At 67.5% G+C, this 18,802-nt stretch carries 19 protein-coding genes; 12 read left to right on the top strand and 7 right to left on the bottom strand.

The genetic code is table 11. The features are described from left to right. Nucleotides 1–228 precede the first annotated feature (228 nt). Together AC3IR9_RS17985 and AC3IR9_RS17980 are read left to right on the top strand one after the other, a co-directional pair. Nucleotides 229–660 (top strand): CBS domain-containing protein, encoded by a 432-nt coding sequence (locus AC3IR9_RS17985; protein WP_489292437.1) that lies wholly within the window; start codon nucleotides 229–231, stop codon nucleotides 658–660. A gap of 78 nt (nucleotides 661–738) precedes the next feature. After that, complete coding sequence (locus AC3IR9_RS17980) at nucleotides 739–1,026, top strand: hypothetical protein (RefSeq protein WP_489292435.1); 288 nt, start codon at nucleotides 739–741, stop codon at nucleotides 1,024–1,026. 77 nt (nucleotides 1,027–1,103) lie between these two features. Here the strand turns inward: AC3IR9_RS17980 and AC3IR9_RS17975 are convergent, their stop codons facing one another. Beyond that, nucleotides 1,104–1,532, bottom strand: coding sequence for a VOC family protein (locus AC3IR9_RS17975; protein WP_489292433.1), 429 nt, complete (start codon nucleotides 1,530–1,532; stop codon nucleotides 1,104–1,106). 81 nt (nucleotides 1,533–1,613) lie between these two features. Then, nucleotides 1,614–2,141 carry a lactoylglutathione lyase gene (gene gloA / locus AC3IR9_RS17970; RefSeq protein WP_489292432.1) on the bottom strand — a complete coding sequence of 176 codons (528 nt, stop codon included), beginning with the start codon at nucleotides 2,139–2,141 and terminating at the stop codon, nucleotides 1,614–1,616. 106 nt (nucleotides 2,142–2,247) lie between these two features. Between gloA and AC3IR9_RS17965 the strand changes: the two genes are divergently transcribed. Beyond that, nucleotides 2,248–3,360 carry a PLP-dependent cysteine synthase family protein gene (locus AC3IR9_RS17965; RefSeq protein WP_489292430.1) on the top strand — a complete coding sequence of 371 codons (1,113 nt, stop codon included), beginning with the start codon at nucleotides 2,248–2,250 and terminating at the stop codon, nucleotides 3,358–3,360. A 66-nt stretch (nucleotides 3,361–3,426) separates the two neighbouring features. Here the strand turns inward: AC3IR9_RS17965 and AC3IR9_RS17960 are convergent, their stop codons facing one another. After that, entirely contained in the window at nucleotides 3,427–3,822 is a 396-nt protein-coding gene (locus AC3IR9_RS17960) for a hypothetical protein (protein ID WP_489292429.1), read from the bottom strand. A gap of 167 nt (nucleotides 3,823–3,989) precedes the next feature. Here AC3IR9_RS17960 and AC3IR9_RS17955 point away from each other — a divergent pair, with 167 nt between their 5' ends. Continuing rightward, nucleotides 3,990–6,026, top strand: a complete 2,037-nt coding sequence (locus tag AC3IR9_RS17955) for a M3 family metallopeptidase (protein WP_489292428.1) — start codon at nucleotides 3,990–3,992, stop codon at nucleotides 6,024–6,026. Between the two features lie 34 nt (nucleotides 6,027–6,060). Here the strand turns inward: AC3IR9_RS17955 and AC3IR9_RS17950 are convergent, their stop codons facing one another. Further along, on the bottom strand, nucleotides 6,061–6,876 hold the full coding sequence (locus AC3IR9_RS17950) for an SDR family oxidoreductase (RefSeq protein WP_489292426.1): 816 nt from the start codon (nucleotides 6,874–6,876) through the stop codon (nucleotides 6,061–6,063). After that, complete coding sequence (locus AC3IR9_RS17945) at nucleotides 6,867–7,460, bottom strand: DUF1415 domain-containing protein (RefSeq protein ID WP_489292424.1); 594 nt, start codon at nucleotides 7,458–7,460, stop codon at nucleotides 6,867–6,869. Before AC3IR9_RS17945 ends, AC3IR9_RS17950 begins: the two co-directional genes overlap by 10 nt. 233 nt (nucleotides 7,461–7,693) lie before the next feature. Between AC3IR9_RS17945 and AC3IR9_RS17940 the strand changes: the two genes are divergently transcribed. The 3 genes from AC3IR9_RS17940 (at nucleotide 7,694) to AC3IR9_RS17930 (ending at nucleotide 11,491) form a co-directional block, all read left to right on the top strand. Continuing rightward, nucleotides 7,694–9,160, top strand: a complete 1,467-nt coding sequence (locus AC3IR9_RS17940; protein ID WP_489292423.1) for a benzaldehyde dehydrogenase — start codon at nucleotides 7,694–7,696, stop codon at nucleotides 9,158–9,160. Nucleotides 9,161–9,174: 14 nt separating this feature from the next. Next, nucleotides 9,175–10,302 carry an NAD(P)-dependent alcohol dehydrogenase gene (locus tag AC3IR9_RS17935; protein ID WP_489292422.1) on the top strand — a complete coding sequence of 376 codons (1,128 nt, stop codon included), beginning with the start codon at nucleotides 9,175–9,177 and terminating at the stop codon, nucleotides 10,300–10,302. Nucleotides 10,303–10,390: 88 nt separating this feature from the next. Continuing rightward, nucleotides 10,391–11,491 (top strand): helix-turn-helix domain-containing protein, encoded by a 1,101-nt coding sequence (locus AC3IR9_RS17930; RefSeq protein ID WP_489292421.1) that lies wholly within the window; start codon nucleotides 10,391–10,393, stop codon nucleotides 11,489–11,491. Between the two features lie 124 nt (nucleotides 11,492–11,615). Here AC3IR9_RS17930 and AC3IR9_RS17925 read toward each other — a convergent pair whose 3' ends face one another. Further along, nucleotides 11,616–12,098 carry a YajQ family cyclic di-GMP-binding protein gene (locus tag AC3IR9_RS17925; protein WP_489292419.1) on the bottom strand — a complete coding sequence of 161 codons (483 nt, stop codon included), beginning with the start codon at nucleotides 12,096–12,098 and terminating at the stop codon, nucleotides 11,616–11,618. 79 nt (nucleotides 12,099–12,177) lie between these two features. On the opposite strand from AC3IR9_RS17925, the gene AC3IR9_RS17920 reads away from it, so the two are divergent. The 3 genes from AC3IR9_RS17920 to AC3IR9_RS17910 all read left to right on the top strand — a co-directional run bounded on the left by AC3IR9_RS17920 (nucleotide 12,178) and on the right by AC3IR9_RS17910 (nucleotide 14,910). Continuing rightward, nucleotides 12,178–13,074 carry a DMT family transporter gene (locus AC3IR9_RS17920; RefSeq protein ID WP_489292418.1) on the top strand — a complete coding sequence of 299 codons (897 nt, stop codon included), beginning with the start codon at nucleotides 12,178–12,180 and terminating at the stop codon, nucleotides 13,072–13,074. A 142-nt stretch (nucleotides 13,075–13,216) separates the two neighbouring features. Next, nucleotides 13,217–14,224, top strand: coding sequence for a methionine ABC transporter ATP-binding protein (locus AC3IR9_RS17915; RefSeq protein ID WP_489295893.1), 1,008 nt, complete (start codon nucleotides 13,217–13,219; stop codon nucleotides 14,222–14,224). Beyond that, complete coding sequence (locus AC3IR9_RS17910) at nucleotides 14,221–14,910, top strand: methionine ABC transporter permease (protein ID WP_489292417.1); 690 nt, start codon at nucleotides 14,221–14,223, stop codon at nucleotides 14,908–14,910. Before AC3IR9_RS17915 ends, AC3IR9_RS17910 begins: the two co-directional genes overlap by 4 nt. 207 nt (nucleotides 14,911–15,117) lie before the next feature. Here AC3IR9_RS17910 and AC3IR9_RS17905 read toward each other — a convergent pair whose 3' ends face one another. Beyond that, entirely contained in the window at nucleotides 15,118–15,723 is a 606-nt protein-coding gene (locus AC3IR9_RS17905; RefSeq protein ID WP_489292416.1) for a lipocalin family protein, read from the bottom strand. A 161-nt stretch (nucleotides 15,724–15,884) separates the two neighbouring features. On the opposite strand from AC3IR9_RS17905, the gene AC3IR9_RS17900 reads away from it, so the two are divergent. After that, the gene (locus AC3IR9_RS17900) at nucleotides 15,885–16,241 is read left to right on the top strand and encodes a hypothetical protein (protein ID WP_489292415.1); all 357 of its coding nucleotides are present in this window, start codon (nucleotides 15,885–15,887) and stop codon (nucleotides 16,239–16,241) included. Between the two features lie 34 nt (nucleotides 16,242–16,275). Next, on the top strand, nucleotides 16,276–18,372 hold the full coding sequence (locus tag AC3IR9_RS17895; protein ID WP_489292414.1) for a prolyl oligopeptidase family serine peptidase: 2,097 nt from the start codon (nucleotides 16,276–16,278) through the stop codon (nucleotides 18,370–18,372). Nucleotides 18,373–18,802: the final 430 nt, after the last annotated feature.

The following is an 18,802-nucleotide window of genomic DNA, read 5'->3' as shown; positions in this document are numbered from 1 at the left end:
CAGCCACGGTGCGATGCTCGGAGTCGTCAACCGGTTCCACGACGAACCGTCCCAAAAATGCCGACGTCGGGCATCCGGGCGCAGTCGTAGAATCGACTTGATCGAGGCCAGGGGTGATCCATTGCAACCGACCTCGTTGGCGATCAGGCACCTCGCCGGCCGATGCAGAGCCACGGTCGGCGAGATGCAGCATCTTTCGACTTCAGTAGCCTGTAACAGGAAACAAGAATGAACGTCCGCGAACTCCTGCAATCCAAGAAAGACGCCATCGTTACCATCGATGTGGACGACACGATCGGTGCAGCTGCGCACAAGATGAGCGCGCACAAGATCGCCGCCCTGGTGGTAATGAAGGACGATGCACCGGTACGGATCATCTCCGAGAAAGACATCGTCCGCAGCCTGGCCGACGACGGCCCGCAGGCCGGCCGCCGGGTCATCGCCAGCTTGCCATCGGCCGCCCTGGAAGGCATTGCGCCCGAAGCGACCCTCAAGCAGGCCATGGCGCTGATGACCTACTCGCGCCACCGCCACCTGATGGTCACCGAAGGCGCCACCCTGGTCGGCATCCTGAGCCTGGGCGATATCGTCAAGAACCTGCTGAGCGAGCTGGAGCTGGAGAAGGCGGTGCTGCAGGACATCTACCTCGCCGCGCACTGACGCCGCGGCTTGATCGTGCGGCATCCCGGGGATGACAGCACCACACCTGTCGGGCGAGGGTCCGGCAGGCGTTGGCCGTTGACAGCAGTGGCCCTGTTCAACCTGGTGCTGTTGCCGGTCGCCCAGGCCACCACCCAATGTCCGCCCGAAGCCGGCCACAAGCCGGAATGGATCGGCTGGTTGGGTTTGCTGTTGCTGGGGGGCGGGCTGATTGCGGGGCCGTTGTTGGCGTGGTGGGTGTTCTCCCGCAGCAAGGGGGCGTTGCTGCGCTGGCGGCTGCTGTCCGCGCTGGCGGGCCTGCTGCTGATGCTGGGTGTGTGGATGGGAGGCATCTCGATCGCCGGCTACCTCATCATGCAGTGCTGAGGAAAACGCGCCACGCGCGGCCCTGAGGATGCAGGGGCATTCCAGCCTGCCGCCATGAACGGAATGCGACGGTCCGGCTAGAAGGTGACCTTCACCGAGTCGGCGCTGTAGGTGGCCGGCCCGTGGAACACGACCTCGATGTTGTTGCCGTCCGGATCGATCACGAACGCGGCGTAGTAACCGGGATGGTAGGTACGTTCGCCGGGCGCGCCGTTGTCGGTGCCGCCGCTGGCCAGTGCCGCCGTGTGGAAGGCCTCGACGGTGGCGCGGTCGCGGGCCTGGAAGGCCAGATGGTGGCGGCCAGTGAGCTTGCCCAGTGCGGCATCGCTGCCGGCGGTGGAGACGAACAGTTCATCGGCCCAGAAGTAATCCTCGCCTTCACCGGCGATCGGAATGCCGATCGTGTCAAACACGGCCTGGTAGAAGCGGCGGCTGGCAGCGAGGTCCTTCACCACCAGCTGCAGGTGGTCGATCAGGCGGCCGCGATGCAGTTCCATGGTTTCCATGCGCACTCCGTTGGGTTGGCAGGTGCGCAGGTATACCACCGTGCAGGCGCGTCCGCCGCTTGGATCAGGTGATGCGCGTATTCAGGCGATGGGCGTATTGGAGATGATCTCCACCCAGTACCCGTCCGGATCCTTGATGAAGGCCAGATGCTTCATGCGGCCCTCTTCCAGCCGCTTCTGGTAGGGCACCTGCAATGCGTCGAAGCGCTGGCAGGCGGCCTGGATGTCCGGCACCGACACGCAGATGTGGCCGAAGCCGCGCGGATCGCTGTTGCCGTCGTGGTAGACCGCGCCGTCCTGGGTTTCGGTGCCGTGGTTATGGGTCAGCTCAAGCACGCCGGGAATGCCGGCCATCCACACGCGGCGGGCGTCATCGTCTTCCGGGATCGGCGTGCCGGCCGGCAGCAGGGCCAGGAAGTACAGGCTGAATCGGGCCTCGGCAAAATCGCGCTGGTCGATCAGGCGGAAGCCGAGCACGCCGGTGTAGAAGTCCAGCGAGGCGGCGCTGGACTTGACCCGCAGCATGGTGTGGTTGAACACGAAACCGGTCGTTTCGGCCGGCACCTGCGCGGCAACGCCGGGCTGGGACTGCAGGGAGGCAAGGCTCATGGGGAATCCTGTGGCGGAGCCGCGGGAATCACGGCCGTTGGGTCCATTTTAGCGGGCGCACGGCAAGGCGACGTAGAATGCTGCATCTCCTTGCACAGTCCTGGCCATGTCGCAGCGTGAATGGGTGGCCGCTGCCATCCGCAAGATCGAAGCCGATTTCAACCGTTCGGCCGATACCCACCTGATCCCGATGGATCTGCCCGGGCATGCCGGCATCGACCTGTACTTCAAGGACGAATCCAGCCATCCCACCGGCAGCCTCAAGCATCGCCTGGCACGCTCGCTGTTCCTGTACGCGCTGACCAACGGTTGGTTGCGCGAAGGGCGCCCGGTGATCGAGGCGTCCAGCGGCTCCACCGCCGTATCCGAGGCCTATTTCGCGCGGCTGCTGGGGCTGCCGTTCATCGCGGTGATGCCGGCCACCACCTCGCCGGAAAAGATCGCCGCGATCGAGTTCCATGGCGGCCGCTGCCACCTGGTCGAGCGCGCCTGCGACCTGAACTGCGACTCCGAAGCGCTGGCCCGTGAAACCGGCGGCCACTTCATGGATCAGTTCACCTATGCCGAGCGCGCCACCGACTGGCGCGCCAACAACAACATCGCCGAATCCATCTTCAAGCAGATGGCCGAAGAGCCGCACCCGATTCCCGAGTGGATCGTGTGCAGCCCCGGTACCGGTGGCACCGCGGCCACCCTGGGACGCTACGTCAGCTACCGCCGCCACGACACCCGCATCCTGTGTGCGGACCCGGAAGTGTCAGTGTTCTACGACGGCTACTGCGCCGCGTTGGCCGGGCAGCCGTGGCGCGAGCTCACCTGCAGCGGCGGTTCGCGGGTGGAAGGCATCGGCCGGCCGCGGGTGGAATCCAGTTTCATCCCGACCTGCGTGGATGCGATGGTCAAAGTGCCCGATGCGTTGAGCCTGGCCGCGATGCGGCACGTCAGCGCCCAGCTCGGGCGTCGTGTGGGCGGCTCCACCGGGACCAACTTCATCGGCGTGCTGCAGGCGGCCGAGTTGATGCGCCAGGCCGGCCGCAGCGGCTCGATCGTGACCATCCTGTGCGACAGCGGCGAGCGCTATGCGCACAGCTACTACAACCCGGACTGGTACCCGCGGCAGGGCATCGAGGTGGAACAGGCCGATGCGGTGATCGCTGCGGCGGTGGCGGGGCAGGGGTTGCCGCGGTTGCCTTGTACCTCGCTGGAAGCGTTGTACTGAGTGGCGCAGCCGGCCAACGGTCGGCTCTACCAATATGGGGTAGCGGGCCGCACCGGTCCGGGGCGATCAGGCCGCCAGTGCCTGGTAGGCGTCCAGCACGGTATCGCGCAGCACCGGTGGCAGGGTTTCGTAGGTCGCGGCCAGGTCGTCGAACTGCAGGGCCAGGTCCGGGCCCAGACGTTGCCCGGCGTGAACGGCCAGGATCACCAGCAGCGTACACAGTACGAACTCGCGCTCGTGCCCGGGTGCAAGCCGGCCCGCACCCCGCTCGATCACCTCATAGGGGTACCAGAGCTGGTCGTCCTGCAGCCGCCCGCGCTGCACGCCCACCAGTTGCTGCAGTGCACTGCGATGGCGCGGCTGTTCTTCGGGCGGCCCGAGTGCGGCGATCCAGTCCAGCTCGGCAGCGCTGGCGGTGCCGATCAGGGCGAATGCCGGCAGCGGGTAGGGGACCTCATCCATGAGCGCTCCGGATACGGCCTAGGGAGTGCCCAGCGTCCGTGGCGACCCGTCAGCCGCGCGTGAACATTGCCCCGGCTGCGATCGGCCGGCCTGCCCAGCCCTTGTGCCAGGGCCAGGCCAATGCCATATCGTTGGGGATGCCGCTGCGGCGGCCCTGCTGTCTGGAGATGCCTGTGACCCCCACCAACCCCCTGCTCGATTTTTCCGGCCTGCCGCGCTTTGATGACATCCAGCCCGAGCACATCGCCCCGGCCATCGATGCCTTGTTGGCCGAGGCCGAGGCCGCGGTGAAGGCAGCCGAGACGGTTTCCCCGGTCAGCTGGGCCGGTTTCGTGGTGCCGCTGGATGATGCCACCGAGCGGCTCTGGCGCGCGTGGGGCCAGGTTGGCCACCTGCAGGGCGTGGTCAACACCCCGGCGCTGCGCGAGGCCTACAACGCCACGCTGCCCAAGGTGACCCGTTTCGGCAGTGCGCTGGGCCAGAACCTGGCGCTGTTCGAGCAGTATCGCGCGCTGGCCGCCACGCCTGAAGCGGCGGGCTTCGATCCGGCCCAGCGCAAGGTGCTGGACAACGCACTGCGCGATTTCCGCCTCGGCGGGGCCGAGCTGGACGACGCCGGAAAGGCCCGTTTCAGTGCGATCAAGGAGGAACTGTCGGCGCTGTCGGCGAGGTTCTCACAGAACGTGCTCGACGCTACCGATGCGTGGTCGTTGCAGGTGGAAGACCGCGCCGAGCTGGCCGGCGTGCCCGATGAGGTGCTCGCCGCCGCGCGTGCGGCCGCCGCGAAGGATGGCCTGCCGGGCTGGAAGCTGACCTTGCAGATGCCGTGCTACCTGCCGGTGCAGACCTATGCCGTGCATCGCCCGCTGCGCGAGGCGCTGTACCGCGCCAACGCCCTGCGTGCGTCCGAATTCGGCGATGCGGCGCTGGACAACAGCGGCAACATCGATCGCGTGCTGGCATTGCGCGCCGAACTGGCCGCGCTGCTGGGCTTTGCCCACTATGCCGAGTATTCCATCGCCACCAAGATGGCCGACGATGCTGCGCAGGTGGTCGGGTTCCTGCGCGACCTGGCGGCGAAGGCCAGGCCGCATGCGCAGCGCGATCGTGCCGAGCTGGAGGTGTTTGCCCGCGACGAACTTGGGCTGCCCGCGCTGGAGGCCTGGGACCTGGCCTTCGCCGCGGAAAAACTCAAGCAGGCGCGCTACAGCTACGCCGAGCAGGACGTGAAGCAGTACTTCACCGAACCCAAGGTGCTGGAAGGCTTGTTCAGTGTGATCGACAGCCTGTACGGCCTGCAGGTGCAACCGGACAGCGCGCCGGTGTGGCACCCGGACGTGCGCTTTTTCCGCCTCGTCGATGCGCAGGGTGCGCTGGTGGGCCAGTTCTACCTGGACCTGTACGCACGCGAAGGCAAGCGTGGCGGTGCGTGGATGGACGACTGCCGCAACCGCCGCGACCGCGCCGCCGGCGTGCAGACGCCACTGGTCTACCTGGTATGCAACTTCGGCCAGGGCGCCGACGGCGCGCCGGCCACCTTCAGCCACAATGAAGTCACCACGCTGTTCCATGAAATGGGCCACGGCCTGCACCAATTGCTGACCCGCATCGGTGAACTCGGCGTGGCCGGGATCAACGGCGTGGAGTGGGACGCGGTGGAACTGCCGAGCCAGTTCATGGAGAACTTCTGCTGGGAGTGGGACCGCGTGCAGGCGATGACCGCGCACGTAGGCAGTGGCCAGCCGCTGCCGCGCGCCTTGTTCGATCGCATGCTGGCCGCGCGCAATTTCCAGAGCGGCATGTTCACCGTGCGCCAGCTGGAATTCGCCCTGTTCGACATGCAGCTGCACAGCAGCTTCGATCCGCTGCAGGACACCGTGCTGGCGCTGCTGGAACGCGTGCGCGACGAAGTGGCGGTCAACCGGCCGCCGCAGTGGAACCGCTTCCCGCACCAGTTCAGCCACATCTTCGCCGGCGGTTACGCGGCCGGCTACTACAGCTACAAGTGGGCTGAAGTGCTCAGCGCCGATGCGTACGCCGCATTTGAGGAAGCGCCCGGGAATGTGGCCGAGACCGGCCGGCGCTTCCGCGATGAAGTGCTGTCGCGCGGTGGCAGCCGCAGTGCGGCGGAAAACTTCGCTGCGTTCCGTGGGCGTGCGCCGAACGTGGACGCGTTGTTGCGGCATAGCGGCATGGTGGGCTGAGACGGGTGTGTGCGTACCGACCAACGGTCGGTACCTACACCGCGTAGATCATCTTCCGGCTCATGCCGCCATCGGCCACATGGTCCTGGCCGGTGATGAAGCCGGACAACTCCGACAGCAGGAACACCGCCAACGCGCCGATGTCGTCGGGCTGGCCCACGCGGCCGACCGGGTGCTGGGCGTGGTCGCGGCGCGAGAGCTTGGGCGCGCGCCGCCGCGAGGGCGCCTGCCAGGCGTCGGTGGTGATCCAGCCCGGGCTGATGCTGTTGACCCGGACCTGCGGCCCTTCGCTGATCGCCAATGCGTGGGTGAACGCCACCAGCCCGCCCTTGGCGGCGGCGTAAGCCTCACTGTCGGCCTCCGATTGCCACGCGCGGGTGGAGGCGATGTTGATGATGGCCGCGCTGCGTCGGTCCGTGGCGGATGCACGCAGCGCAGGCAACGCATGCTTGCTGCACAGGAACGCGCCGTGCAGGCTGGACAGCCGCCGTTGCCATTCGGCCAGTGTCATCGCCGCCAACGGCGTGCCATGCGCACTGGCGATGCCGGCGTTGTTGACCAGTCCATCGATGCACCCGAAGCGCTTCACGGTCGCCTTCACCAGCGCCTGCACGCTGCGCTCGCTGGCCACGTCCGTGCGCTGGAAGGCGGCGCGCTCGGGCAAGGCCCATTCCTTCAGGCAGGCCTTGCCGGCATCGGCGTCGAGGTCGGCGATCATTACGCTGCCACCGGCACCGAGCACCGCCTGGGCGATGCCACGCCCCACGCCCTGCGCGCCACCGGTGACCACCACCACGCGGTCGCGCAATGGCTGGCTGGCCCAGTCGGCGACGGCCGGGGTCAGTGGCACCTGGGCGTGTCCTTGCGCCCCAGCAGGCGGGTCCAGCCCTCGATGCCGAGCTTGTCCAGGGTCTCGATGTTGCGCTCCACGATCACATCCGGGTCCGGGAAGGCGGCCACCGCGCGTTCGACGCTGTCTTCGCGCAGCAGGTGCAGGGTCGGGTAGGGCGCACGGTTGGTGTAATTGCTGACGTCATCGGCGGCAACGCCGGCAAACTGGTACTGCGGGTGGAAGCTGGCCACCTGCAGGATGCCCTGCAGGTCCAGCGCCTCGATCGCCGCATCGGCGTTGTCGAGAAAATCGTTGTATTCCAGGAAGTCGCCCAGCACATGCGGATGCACGATCAGCGTGGTGTCGATCTGCTCGGCCGGGGTGTCGCGCAGCAGCACCAGCTCTTCTGCCAGCTCCTCTACCAGTGCCTCCGGGGTGGTCGCATCGCTGAGCACGAAACGGACCTGGTCCTTGACGTAGACCGCCTTGGCGAACGGGCACAGGTTCAGGCCGATCACGATCTGCTCCAGCCACATGCGGGTTTCGGCCAGGAAATCGGTGCCGTCCGGGGCGGTGTCGTCGGCAAAAGTGGCGTCATTCATGGCGGGCGGCATCGCTGGCTGGGCAGGCGATTGTACGGCCCCTGCCGGTTGCCGCGCGTGCAGCCGCAGTCAGCACTGTCCATTAACTGGACAACGGGCAGGGTGGAAAGGCCTTTTCCGGCAATGGCTTGCGGGTTTGCTGCCGGCGGCCAATAGGCAGCCGGCAGGCGCCGGTATTCAATGCAGGCACAAACAGGCGACCGTGGGCCGTCTTTCGTCCAAAGGAGTCAACAATGAGTGCAACACCGGCATTCCTGCCGACCGGGCTGTGGTCGGGCAAGCAGTTCGATGGCCAGTGGCAGTCCGGCACTGTCGTGCAGGAGGTGGTCGAGCCGGCCACCGGCAACACCCTGGGCCAGATCGCCATGACCGATCCGGCCGGGATCGCTGCCGCTGCCAAGACTGCCGCCGCCGCACAGCGGGAGTGGGCCAGCGCCCCGTACGAGACGCGCGCGCAGGTGCTGCGTCGTGCCGCGCAGCTGGCCGAGCAGTACCACGATGACATCGTGGAATGGCTGGTCCGTGAGAGCGGCTCCACCCGGCTCAAGGCCGGCTTCGAAGCCAGCGTGAACACCAAGGCGCTGCATGAAGCGGCGGCATTGCCCTCGCGCAGCATTGGCGAGGTGCTGCCCTCCGAACCGGGCCGGTTGAACCTGGCGCGGCGCCGTCCGCTGGGCGTGGTCGGGGTGATCGCGCCGTTCAATTTCCCGCTGTACCTGGCCATGCGCGCGGTGGCTCCGGCGCTGGCACTGGGCAATGCGGTGGTGCTCAAGCCCGATCCGCGCACCGCGGTGTGCGGGGGCTTCGTGATCGCACGGTTGTTTGAACTGGCCGGGCTGCCGGCGGGGCTGCTGCATGTCCTGCCCGGTGATGGCGCGGCCGGGGCGGCGCTGACCTGCGACCCCAACATCGCCATGATCCAGTTCACCGGCTCCACCGGTGCCGGGCGCAAGGTCGGCGAAGCCGCCGGCAAGCACCTGAAAAAGGTCTCGCTGGAACTGGGCGGCAAAAACTCGCTGATCATCCTGGAGGACGCCGACCTCGACCTGGCCGTGGCCAACACCGCGTGGGGCGTGTACCTGCACCAGGGCCAGATCTGCATGGCCACCGGCCGCGTGCTGGTCCAGCGCAGCATCCACGCGCGCTTCCTGGAAAAACTGGTGGCCAAGGCGCGGTCGCTCAAGGTGGGCGACCCGGCCCAGGCCGACGTGGCGATCGGCCCGCTGATCAATGCACAGCAGCGCGATCATGCCGCGCGCATCGTGGCCCAGGCGCAGGCCGCCGGCGCTACCCTCGCCACCGGCGGCAGCTACCGGGACCTGTTCTTTGAACCGACCGTGCTCAGCGACGTCGGCCGCGACAACCCGGCCTTCCACGAAGAGATCTTCGCGCCGGTTGCGGTGGTGGTGCCATTCGACAGCGATGACGAGGCGGTGGAGCTGGCCAACGACAGCGAGTACGGCCTGTCCATGGCAATCGTGTCGAGCAATGTCGGGCGCGCGCTCAAGCTCGGCGAGCGGTTGCGTACCGGCCTGCTGCACATCAACGACCAGACCGTGAACGATGAGGTGATCAATCCGTTTGGTGGCGTCGGTGCTTCGGGCAACGGCACCAGCATCGGCGGTCCGTCCAACATCGACGAGTTCACCCAGTGGCAGTGGCTGACCGTCAAGGGCGAAGCGCCCGCCTACCCGATCTGAACGAGGATACCGAGATGACCGCAACTGCAGAACTGCATGACATCACCGTGGCGGTGGTGCGTGAAAAAGAACAGCCCTTCACCATCGAGAAGGCCCGCATCCGTGGTCCGCAGGACGATGAAGTGCTGGTGCGGGTGATTGCCACCGGCCTGTGCCATACCGATCTGATCGTGCGCGACCAGTACTACCCGGTACCGCTGCCAGCGGTGCTGGGCCACGAAGGCGCGGGCGTGATCGAAGCCGTCGGCCCGGGGGTGAAGGATCTCAAGGTCGGCGACCACGTGGTGCTCACCTACGGCGCGTGCGGCCACTGCAATCCCTGCAGTGGCGGCCACGGGGCGTACTGCAGGGATTTCTTCGGGCTCAATTTCGGCGGCGGTGCGCTGGATGGCTCCACCGCCATCCAGGACCTCGACGGCAATCCGCTGCACGACCACTTTTTCGCACAGTCCTCCTTCGCCACGTACGCGCTGAGCCGCGAGAACAACGCAATCAAGGTGCCCGACGACGCGCCGATCGAGCTGCTTGGCCCGCTCGGCTGCGGCATCCAGACCGGCGCCGGGGCGGTGATCAATTCGCTCAAGGTGACCGCCGGCAGCAGCTTCGCCAGCTTCGGGGCCGGCGCCGTCGGCCTCAGTGCAGTGATGGCCGCGCGCGTGGCCGGTGCCACCACCATCATCGCCATCGACGTGGTTCCCTCACGCCTGCAGCTGGCCAGTGAGCTGGGCGCCACCCACACCCTCAACAGCCGCGACGTGGACGTGGTGGAGGCCGTGCGCGCGATCACCGGCGGCGGAGCCAGCTTCGCGCTCGAATCCACTGGCCGTCCCGAGGTGCTGGCGCAGGGAATCGAAGCGCTGGGTGGGCGTGGTGTGATGGGCGTGGTGGGGGCGCCAAAACTGGGCACCAAGGCCGAGTTCGACGTCAACAACCTGCTGCTCGGCGGCCGCAGCATCCGCGGTATCGTCGAGGGCGACAGCGTCCCCAAGGTGTTCATTCCGCAGTTGGTGCAGCTGTACCAGCAGGGCCGGTTCCCGTTCGACAAGCTGGTGAAGTTCTATCCGCTGGAGCAGATCAACCAGGCCGCCGAAGACAGCACCCGCGGGGTGACCCTCAGGCCGATCCTGACCTTGGGCCACTGAAACGGATTGTCGCGGGCGTGACCGCCTGCGACTGCCTGGTCAGTCAGGTTGCCGGGTGTACGCTGTGGACCACTGATGGAGGTGGTCAATGGCGGCGATGCAGCGGGAACAGCAGCAGATACTGGCCGCTGCACGGCAGCGCTTCGCCGACGGCGGCGCACTGGCGGCGTCGCTGCTGGCACCGGCGGTGCAGCGCTCGTGGGAGCGCTCGCGGCTGGCCGGCGTGCAACCGTGGCAGGCGCCGCAGTACCCGCCACTGACCCGTACGTCCGCGCGGCTTGAAGACCCTGCCGACCGCCGCCTGGCGCGCTGCGCACGTGAGGACCTGGACCACCTGTGGGCCGCATTCGGTGGCCGCCACTGGACCCTGTTCTGCGTCAATGCCGACGGCCTGATCGTGGCCCAGCGCGAACATGGCCTGGCCGACGTGCCGGTGCTGCGACCACTGCAGGTGGGCCGACACGTGCGTGAGAGCGACATCGGCACCACCGCTCCGGCGTGCAGCCTGGCCGACGACGCGCCGGCGCTGGTGCGTGGCAACGAACATTACCTGGACCGCTTCGCATCGGTGTTCTGCCTGAGCGTGCCGTTGCATGGCCTGGACGGCGAAGTGCTCGGCGCGCTGGATATCACCGGTACCGGCGAGGCCGATGCCGAACTGCTGCATGGCTACTTCCGCCAGGCTGCGCTGTCCACCGAAAACCGCCTGATGCTGGAGCAGCGACACTGCCACCTGCTGGCCGTGCAGCACGACGTGCGCTGGCTGCAATCGCCGTTGCAGGGGCTGTTGGCCATCGCCGAAGACGGCCACGTGCGCGCGGCCAATCGCGTCGCCCGCCGCCTGCTTGGCCTGCCGCGACGGGGCCCGCTGCCGCTGTTGAGCCTGGACGGTCTGTTTGCCGGTGCGAGCGCGCACCAGCGCCGCCGCCTGCTGGCCGCCGGGCCTGCGCACCGGGTACGCCTGGGCGAAGACAGTGCGGTGCACGTGCAGTATCTGCGCGGGCCGTTGGCCACGCGGAGCGGGGCAGGCATCGATGCGCAAGCCAACCGTGCAGGGCAACCGTCGCTGCGTGCGCAGGGGCTGCAGCACGTGCGCGATGCGGTGGCCGCGCACGCGGGCAACATAGCCGCCGCGGCCCGGCAGCTGGGCATCTCGCGCACCACCCTGTACAAACACCTGCGCGGTTGACCGCTGCGTAACGCCGGGCGCTGCCCGGCGGGGCCGCTCGAGATCCATGGGTTGCCGGGCAGAGCCCGGCACTACGCGTTCGAGGTTGCCGGGCAGAGCCCGGCACTACGGGGCGGGTGTTCAGTCAATCGCGGAAATTGTCGAACTGCAGCGGCACCTCGAAGGTTTCCTTGCGCAGCATCGCCATGGCGTCCTGCAGGTCGTCGCGCTTCTTGCCGTTGACGCGCAGCTTGTCGCCGTTGATCTGGCTGTCGACCTTGAGCTTGGCTTCTTTCAGCTTGGCCGCAATCTGCTTGGCCACCTTCTGCTCGATGCCCTGTTTGACCGTGATCTTCTGCCGCGCACCGGCCAGGTTGGTTTCAATGTCACCGAACTCCAGGCAGCGCACATCGATGCTGCGTGCGATCAGCCGGGCACGCAGGATGTCGGTCATCTGCTGCAGCTGGAAGTCGCTCGGTGCGGACTGGCTGATCACGTTGTCGTCCAGCACGAACTTCGCCTCCACGCCCTTGAAGTCGAAGCGGGTGGACAGCTCGCGGTTGGCCTGGTCGACCGCGTTGGTCAGCTCGTGGGTATCAACTTCGGATACGACGTCAAAAGAAGGCATGGGGGATCTCCAGCGGGTGAATGGCCCATTCTAACCAACCCGGCATGCACGGCCGGGCCACGGCGGCGATAATGCAGCGATGAACATGCAACGCTCCCCCTCCCGTGCCGTCGCCTGGATGCTCATGGCCGTGGCCTGCTTCTCGCTGATGGACGCCGGCATGAAGCAGCTCGCGTCCAGCTATCCCACCCTGCAGGTCACGTTCCTGCGCGGCGCCGCCTCGCTGCCGTTCGTGCTGGTCTGGGTGCTGGCCACCGCCGGCCCCCGCTCGCTGATCCCGGTGCGCTGGGGCCTGCACCTGCTGCGCGGGGTGCTGGGCATGACGATGATCGGCTGCTTCGTGTTCGCGCTGCGCACCTTGCCACTGTCCACCGCCTACACCATCTATTTCGTCGCCCCGCTGCTGATCGCCGCCCTGTCGGTGCCGCTGCTGGGCGAGCACGTCGGCCCGCGCCGCTGGATCGCCATCGGCATCGGCCTGGTCGGGGTGCTGGTGGTGCTGCGTCCGGGGGTGGGCGGCTTCATCTCCATTCCCGGCCTGATGGTGCTGTTGGCGGCCACCGCCTATGCGGTGGCGGCCATCACGGTCAGCATGCTTACCCGTACCGACACGCCGCAATCGATGGTGGTCTGGTTCCTGGTGCTGCTGGCCCTCGGCGCCGGCCTGCTGGCGATTCCGGATTGGCAACCGCTGCAGGCCCGCCACGCCTGGCTGATCGCAGGCATGGGCCTGGCCGGGGCCGGCGGGCAGGTGGCCCTGACCCGTGCCTTCCAGCTGGGCGAGGCCTCGATGATCGCCCCGCTGGAGTACACCGGGCTGGTCTGGGTGATCGGCTGGGACCTGCTGTTCTGGGGCGCGCTGCCCGACCGGTTCACCTGGCTGGGTGCGGCGATCATTGTCGCCTCCGGCCTGTACCTGCTGCATCGCGAGCGGGTCCGCCAGGTCCAGCCGCCGGCGCCGCTGGACCATCCCTGAGCCCTGGCCGGGCACTTCCCGGCTCCGATCACGCCTGCTTAGAACCAAACGGAATATCATTCGGCCCAGCTGCGTGGGCGAGGGCCGCCCCACGCTGGTAGGCTGCACGCCCCCTCCCGTCGATGCCCTGGTTGACCGCGAAGTGATCGAGTTCCAGCGCCTGCACAAATCCTATGCCGTCGGCGGCCACGCGATCGCCGCGCTGCAGCCGCTGGACCTGACCATCGAGGCCGGCGAGGTATTCGGCATCATCGGCCATTCCGGCGCGGGCAAATCCACCCTGATCCGGCTGATCAACCGCCTTGAAGAGCCTACCGGCGGGCGCCTGCTGATCAACGGTGACGACGTTACCGCGCTCGATGCCGATGGCCTGCGCGCGCTGCGCAGGCGCATCGGCATGATCTTCCAGCACTTCAACCTGCTGTCGTCGCGCACGGTGGCGGCCAATGTCGCCTTCCCGTTGGAACTGACCGGCACCCCGCGCGCGGAGATCGACGCGCGCGTGGACGAACTGCTGCACACCGTCGGGCTGGAGGCGCACGCCGGCAAGTATCCCGCGCAGCTGTCCGGTGGCCAGAAGCAGCGCGTCGGCATCGCCCGCGCCCTGGCCACCCGCCCGCAGATCCTGCTCTGCGACGAGGCCACCAGCGCGCTGGACCCGCAGACCACCGCCTCGGTGCTCAAGCTGCTGGGCAAGATCAACCGCGAACTGGGCCTGACCATCGTGCTGATCACCCACGAGATGGACGTGATCCGCCGGGTCTGCGACCGCGTCGCGGTACTCGATGCCGGCCACCTGGTCGAAACCGGGCCGGTCACCGAGGTGTTCCTGCATCCGCGGCACCCCACCACGCGCCGTTTCGTCAGCGAATCGGAGCAGGTCGACGAAGGCGAACTGCACCGGGATTTCCAGGCCGTGGCCGGACGCATCGTGCGCCTGACCTTCCTCGGCGCGGACACCTACGAGCCGCTGCTGGGGCGCATCGCGCGCGAAACCGGCGTGGATTACAACATCCTGTCCGGTCGCATCGACCGGATCAAGGACACCCCGTATGGCCAGCTGACCGTGTCGCTGGTGGGCGGCGATGTGCAGGCCGCGCAGGCCGGGTTCGTGGCCGCCGGTGTCCATCTTGAGGAGCTGCGTCGATGATCCTGGCTGCTGCCGGCGGGTTCTTCCGTCACCTGGATGCGGGCAAGTGGGCCGACATCGGCCAGGCTACCCTGGACACCCTGCTGATGCTCGGCGGCTCGCTACCGCTCACGTTGCTCATCGGCCTGCCGCTGGGCGTGCTGCTGTTCCTGACCGGCTCGCCGCAGCTGCGGCGCCGCCCGGCGTTGTATGGCGCACTGGCGCTGCTGGTCAACCTGCTGCGCTCGGTTCCCTTCATCATCCTGATGATCGTGCTGATCCCGGTCACGCTGTGGATGATGGGTACCTCGCTGGGCGTGCGTGGGGCGATCGTGCCGCTGGTCATCGGCGCGGCACCGTTCTATGCGCGGCTGGTGGAAACCGCGTTGCGTGAAGTGGACCGGGGCGTGATCGAAGCCACCCAGGCGATGGGCGCCACCACCTGGCAGCTGGTCACTCGTGTGCTGCTGCCCGAAGCGCGCCCCGGCCTGATCGCCGGGGCCACGGTCACGGTGATCGCCTTGATCGGCTTCACCGCGATGGGCGGTGCCATCGGCTCGGGCGGCCTGGGCGACCTGGCCTTCCGTGATGGCTACCAGCGCTCGCACACCGACGTGGCCCTGGTCACCGTGGTGGCGCTGCTGGTGCTGGTGCAGATCCTGCAGATGCTCGGCGACCGCCTGGTCGCGCACTACAGCCGGAAGTAACCGGTAGGTACCGACCGTTGGTCGGTACGCCTGCCTCATCCCGCATCAACGCACTGGCCCGCGAGTACGACCTCAAGACGCTGCCGACCCGGCAGGAGATCGACTGCAACGTGCAGCCGCGCAAGGCGGCGTGATCATCCGGGCAACCACGGCGTACCCGGCCGGCCCCGGCGATGGATCGATTGCCTGCCCGTCAACGCCCGGTGTCTACCGGACGTTGGGCACCTCATAGCCCAGCCGATCAACCTGCTCGGGGTGCTGCGGCACGCGCTTGAGCTTGTCGGTGTTGACCCCGTAGTCGTCGCGCAGGCGCGCGGCCAGTTCCTTGTACAGGTCCTTGTCCATGTCCGGCTTGCGCGCGAAAATCCAGGCCATCTCGCGGCCCGGGTAACCCAGCATCGCCCACGAGTAGTCCGGGGCCACTTCCAGCACGCGGGTGTGGGTCGGCACGATCTTGTAGAACCAGGTGCGCCAGTTGTGGTTGCCGCTTTCTTCGTCCACCGAGGCGCGCACGGTCAGCTGCTGAAGCGGTTCGGAGAACCCGTTGCGGTACCGATAGGTGATGGATACCTTCTGGTCGCCGCGCAGGCTGAACTCGTTGACGCTGGCCACGTGGCCACGCTCGATCGGGTTGGGCACCCGGCCGATCACATACCAGGTGCCCATGAACCGCTGCAGGTCGATCGGTGCTGCGGCGGTATCGGCGGCCACGGGCGCCGGGGTCGGCCGGGCTTCATGGCGGAAGGCGCAGGCAGACAGCAGCGATAGCGTCGACAGCAACAGGACAGCGCGAAGCGGGCGGTTCAGAGACATGCGGCAGAAGGCTCCAGTGGCTGGCACGGGCATGGTGGGTGGGACGACGGAGAACGTCAATGGTGCCGTTCATCCTTGCCGTGCGCACTGCGGCGACAGGTCGCAGCCAGTGAGATGGTGGCACGGCAAGGTGACACATCACTTTCGCACGGAGTCGTGTCATGCCCTTGTCGTCTTCGCGTCGTTCCCCGCCTTCACACGCCCCCCTGCGCAGCGTCGGTGCGCCCGATCCGCAGGTGCTGCGCTGGGTGCGCCAGGTCGCCCTGGCCGGCATGGCCCTGGTGCTGGTGTGGCCGGCCGCACGCGGCAGCAGCGTGTGGGTGGGGTGGTTGCCCCTGTGGCTGGTGGGCATGCCCTGCCTGGCGTGGTGGAGCCTGTACCGCTTCCGCCTGCCATCGGTGCTGCCGGTCCGGCGCAGCGGGCGGCGGCGCGGCCCGCAGGCCAAACGTCGCGCCCGGGCCCAGCCGCGGAGCGCACGCCCTGACCTTCGACACGGGAGCGCCGGCCAACCCGTGTGATAGCGTCCGGGGCTTATGACTGCCTGGAGCTGTAATGTCCAACATCGCTTCTGCCTGCCTGATGGCCGGCTTGATCACCACCGGTGCGGTGGGTACCGCCATGGCCGCTGACGCTCCCGCTGATCCGTACGCCTGGCTGGAAGAGGTGACCGGCGACAGGTCGCTGGACTGGGTCAAGCAGCAGAACGCCAAGTCCGAGGGCCGCCTGGCCCAGACCCCGGCGTTCCAGAAGATGGAAGCCAGCATCCGCGAAGTGCTCGATTCGGATGCCAAGATTCCCGGCGTGCAGAAGATCGGTGAGTACTACTACAACTTCTGGAAGGACAAGCAGCACGAGCGCGGCCTGTGGCGGCGCACCACGCTGGCCGAGTACCGCAAGGCCACGCCGCGCTGGGAAACCGTGCTCGACCTGGACGCGCTGAACAAGGCCGAAGGCGAGAACTGGGTCTGGCACGGCGCCGACTGCTTGCGCCCGGAGTATTCGCGCTGCCTGATCGCGCTGTCGCGCGGCGGTGCCGATGCCGATGTCACCCGCGAGTTCGACCTGGCCAACAAGGCCTGGATCAAGGACGGCTTCTTCCGCCCCGAATCCAAGGGTGGGCTGAACTGGATCGACCGCGACAATGTGTTCGTCTATACCGATTTCGGTGCAGGCACGATGACCACCTCCGGCTATCCGCGGGTGGCCAAGCTGTGGAAGCGCGGCACCCCGATGGCCTCGGCCAGCGTGGTGTACGAAGGCAAGCCCGATGACATGTACATCGCGGCGATGCATGACGACACCCCCGGCTTTGAGCGCAACCTGGTCAGCCGCACGCTGGCCTTCTACAACAACGAGCTGTACCTGCGCAGCGACGACGGTACGCTGGTCAAGATCGATGCGCCCAATTCGGCCGAAAAAGGCCTGCGCAAGCAGTGGCTGACCCTGGAGCTGCGCGATCCGTGGACCGTGGGTGGCAAGACCTACACCGCCGGGTCGCTGCTGGTGACCAAGCTGGACGACTACCTGGCCGGCAAGCGCGAGTTCGAGGTGCTGTTCACCCCGACCGCGACGACCTCGCTGGCCGGGTCGAGCTGGACCCGCAACCACCTGGTGCTCAACGTGCTCGATGACGTCAAGAGCCGCCTGAGCGTGCTGACCCCGACCGACAAGGGCTGGCAGAAGAGCGCCTTCACCGGTGCGCCGTCCTTTGGCACGGTGGCCGTGGGCGCGGTGGATGCCGATGACAGCGACGCGGTGTGGATGACCGTCACCGACTACCTGACCCCGACCACGCTGGCGCTGGCCGAGATCGGCAAGTCGCCGGAAGTGCTCAAGACCATGCCGGCGTTCTTCAATGCCGAGGGCAAGGTGATCGAGCAGCACTTCGCCACCAGCAAGGATGGCACCCGCGTGCCGTACTTCGTGGTGCATGCCAAGGACATGAAGCTGGACGGCAGCAACCCGACCCTGCTTTACGGCTACGGTGGCTTCGAGATCTCGCTGACCCCGTCGTATTCCGGTGGCATGGGCCGCGCCTGGCTGGAGAAGGGCGGGGTGTACGTGGTGGCCAACATCCGCGGCGGTGGCGAGTACGGCCCGCGCTGGCACCAGGCGGCGCTGAAGCAGAACCGCCACAAGGCGTACGAGGACATGGCGGCGGTCGCGCGCGACCTGGTCAGCCGCAAGATCACCTCGGCCCCGCACCTGGGCGTGCAGGGCGGCAGCAACGGCGGCCTGCTGACCGGCAACATGCTCACCCAGTACCCGGAGCTGTTCGGGGCGGTGGTGGTGCAGGTGCCGCTGCTGGACATGAAGCGCTACAGCCATCTGTTGGCGGGCGCATCGTGGATGGCCGAGTACGGCAATCCGGATACGGCTGATTGGGAGTACATCAAGACGTTCTCGCCGTACCACCTGTTCGACGCGAAGAAGACCTATCCGCCGGTGCTGTTCACCACCTCCACCCGCGATGACCGCGTGCATCCGGGCCACGCCCGCAAGATGGCGGCCAAAATGATCGATGCCGGCAAGGATGTGACCTACTACGAGAACATCGAAGGGGGCCACGGCGGGGCCGCCAACAACGCGCAGGCCGCGCACATGTCGGCTCTGGCCTACAGCTTCCTGTGGGAGCAGCTGGCCAAGTAAGGAAATCCGTTGCTCGACTGCCCTGGCGGTCGAGCAACGTGATATGGATAAGGGACGACCGCAGGCAACACCTCCGGATCCGCCTCCGGGTGGTGGGGCGTCACGTTGGCCCCACCCCATTTTCGACGCCGCGCAGAGATGCGCGGCGTTTTTTTGGTTCTTCGCCCGTGTGAGGGGAGCGGTTCACGCACAGGGCGACCGCAGCTTGCGGGGTGCTATGTCGCGAGCGTCCGGGGCCCCTTGGCGACCGGCAGGCCCTTGTGCAAATGTCCCCCGGCCGACGCCTGCGGCGACGGCCTCCTCCTTTATTTTGCCAAGGGCCTGCCGGCCGCCAAGGGGCTCGGCTTGCGGGACGCACAGGTACACTCCGGTGATTGCCGTGGGCGGCCAGGGCTCTCTTCACGCGGGCACCGATGCCCGTGGGGAGGTA

Source organism: Stenotrophomonas sp. GL_101 (genome assembly GCF_057835675.1).
Note: the sequence above shows the minus strand (reverse complement) of the source record. Positions and strands in the feature narration are given on the sequence as shown.

Bases quoted from the DNA above. Each gene is read 5' to 3' on its own strand.
- AC3IR9_RS17975 (WP_489292433.1), bottom strand. From the start codon at position 1,532: ATGGAAACCATGGAACTGCATCGCGGCCGCCTGATCGACCACCTGCAG.
- AC3IR9_RS17960 (WP_489292429.1), bottom strand. From the start codon at position 3,822: ATGGATGAGGTCCCCTACCCGCTGCCGGCATTCGCCCTGATCGGCACC.
- AC3IR9_RS17935 (WP_489292422.1), top strand. From the start codon at position 9,175: ATGACCGCAACTGCAGAACTGCATGACATCACCGTGGCGGTGGTGCGT.
- AC3IR9_RS17945 (WP_489292424.1), bottom strand. From the start codon at position 7,460: ATGAATGACGCCACTTTTGCCGACGACACCGCCCCGGACGGCACCGAT.
- AC3IR9_RS17965 (WP_489292430.1), top strand. From the start codon at position 2,248: ATGTCGCAGCGTGAATGGGTGGCCGCTGCCATCCGCAAGATCGAAGCC.
- AC3IR9_RS17930 (WP_489292421.1), top strand. From the start codon at position 10,391: ATGGCGGCGATGCAGCGGGAACAGCAGCAGATACTGGCCGCTGCACGG.
- AC3IR9_RS17940 (WP_489292423.1), top strand. From the start codon at position 7,694: ATGAGTGCAACACCGGCATTCCTGCCGACCGGGCTGTGGTCGGGCAAG.
- AC3IR9_RS17900 (WP_489292415.1), top strand. From the start codon at position 15,885: ATGCCCTTGTCGTCTTCGCGTCGTTCCCCGCCTTCACACGCCCCCCTG.
- AC3IR9_RS17955 (WP_489292428.1), top strand. From the start codon at position 3,990: ATGCCTGTGACCCCCACCAACCCCCTGCTCGATTTTTCCGGCCTGCCG.
- AC3IR9_RS17985 (WP_489292437.1), top strand. From the start codon at position 229: ATGAACGTCCGCGAACTCCTGCAATCCAAGAAAGACGCCATCGTTACC.
- AC3IR9_RS17920 (WP_489292418.1), top strand. From the start codon at position 12,178: ATGAACATGCAACGCTCCCCCTCCCGTGCCGTCGCCTGGATGCTCATG.
- AC3IR9_RS17910 (WP_489292417.1), top strand. From the start codon at position 14,221: ATGATCCTGGCTGCTGCCGGCGGGTTCTTCCGTCACCTGGATGCGGGC.
- AC3IR9_RS17895 (WP_489292414.1), top strand. From the start codon at position 16,276: ATGTCCAACATCGCTTCTGCCTGCCTGATGGCCGGCTTGATCACCACC.
- AC3IR9_RS17925 (WP_489292419.1), bottom strand. From the start codon at position 12,098: ATGCCTTCTTTTGACGTCGTATCCGAAGTTGATACCCACGAGCTGACC.
- gloA (WP_489292432.1), bottom strand. From the start codon at position 2,141: ATGAGCCTTGCCTCCCTGCAGTCCCAGCCCGGCGTTGCCGCGCAGGTG.
- AC3IR9_RS17905 (WP_489292416.1), bottom strand. From the start codon at position 15,723: ATGTCTCTGAACCGCCCGCTTCGCGCTGTCCTGTTGCTGTCGACGCTA.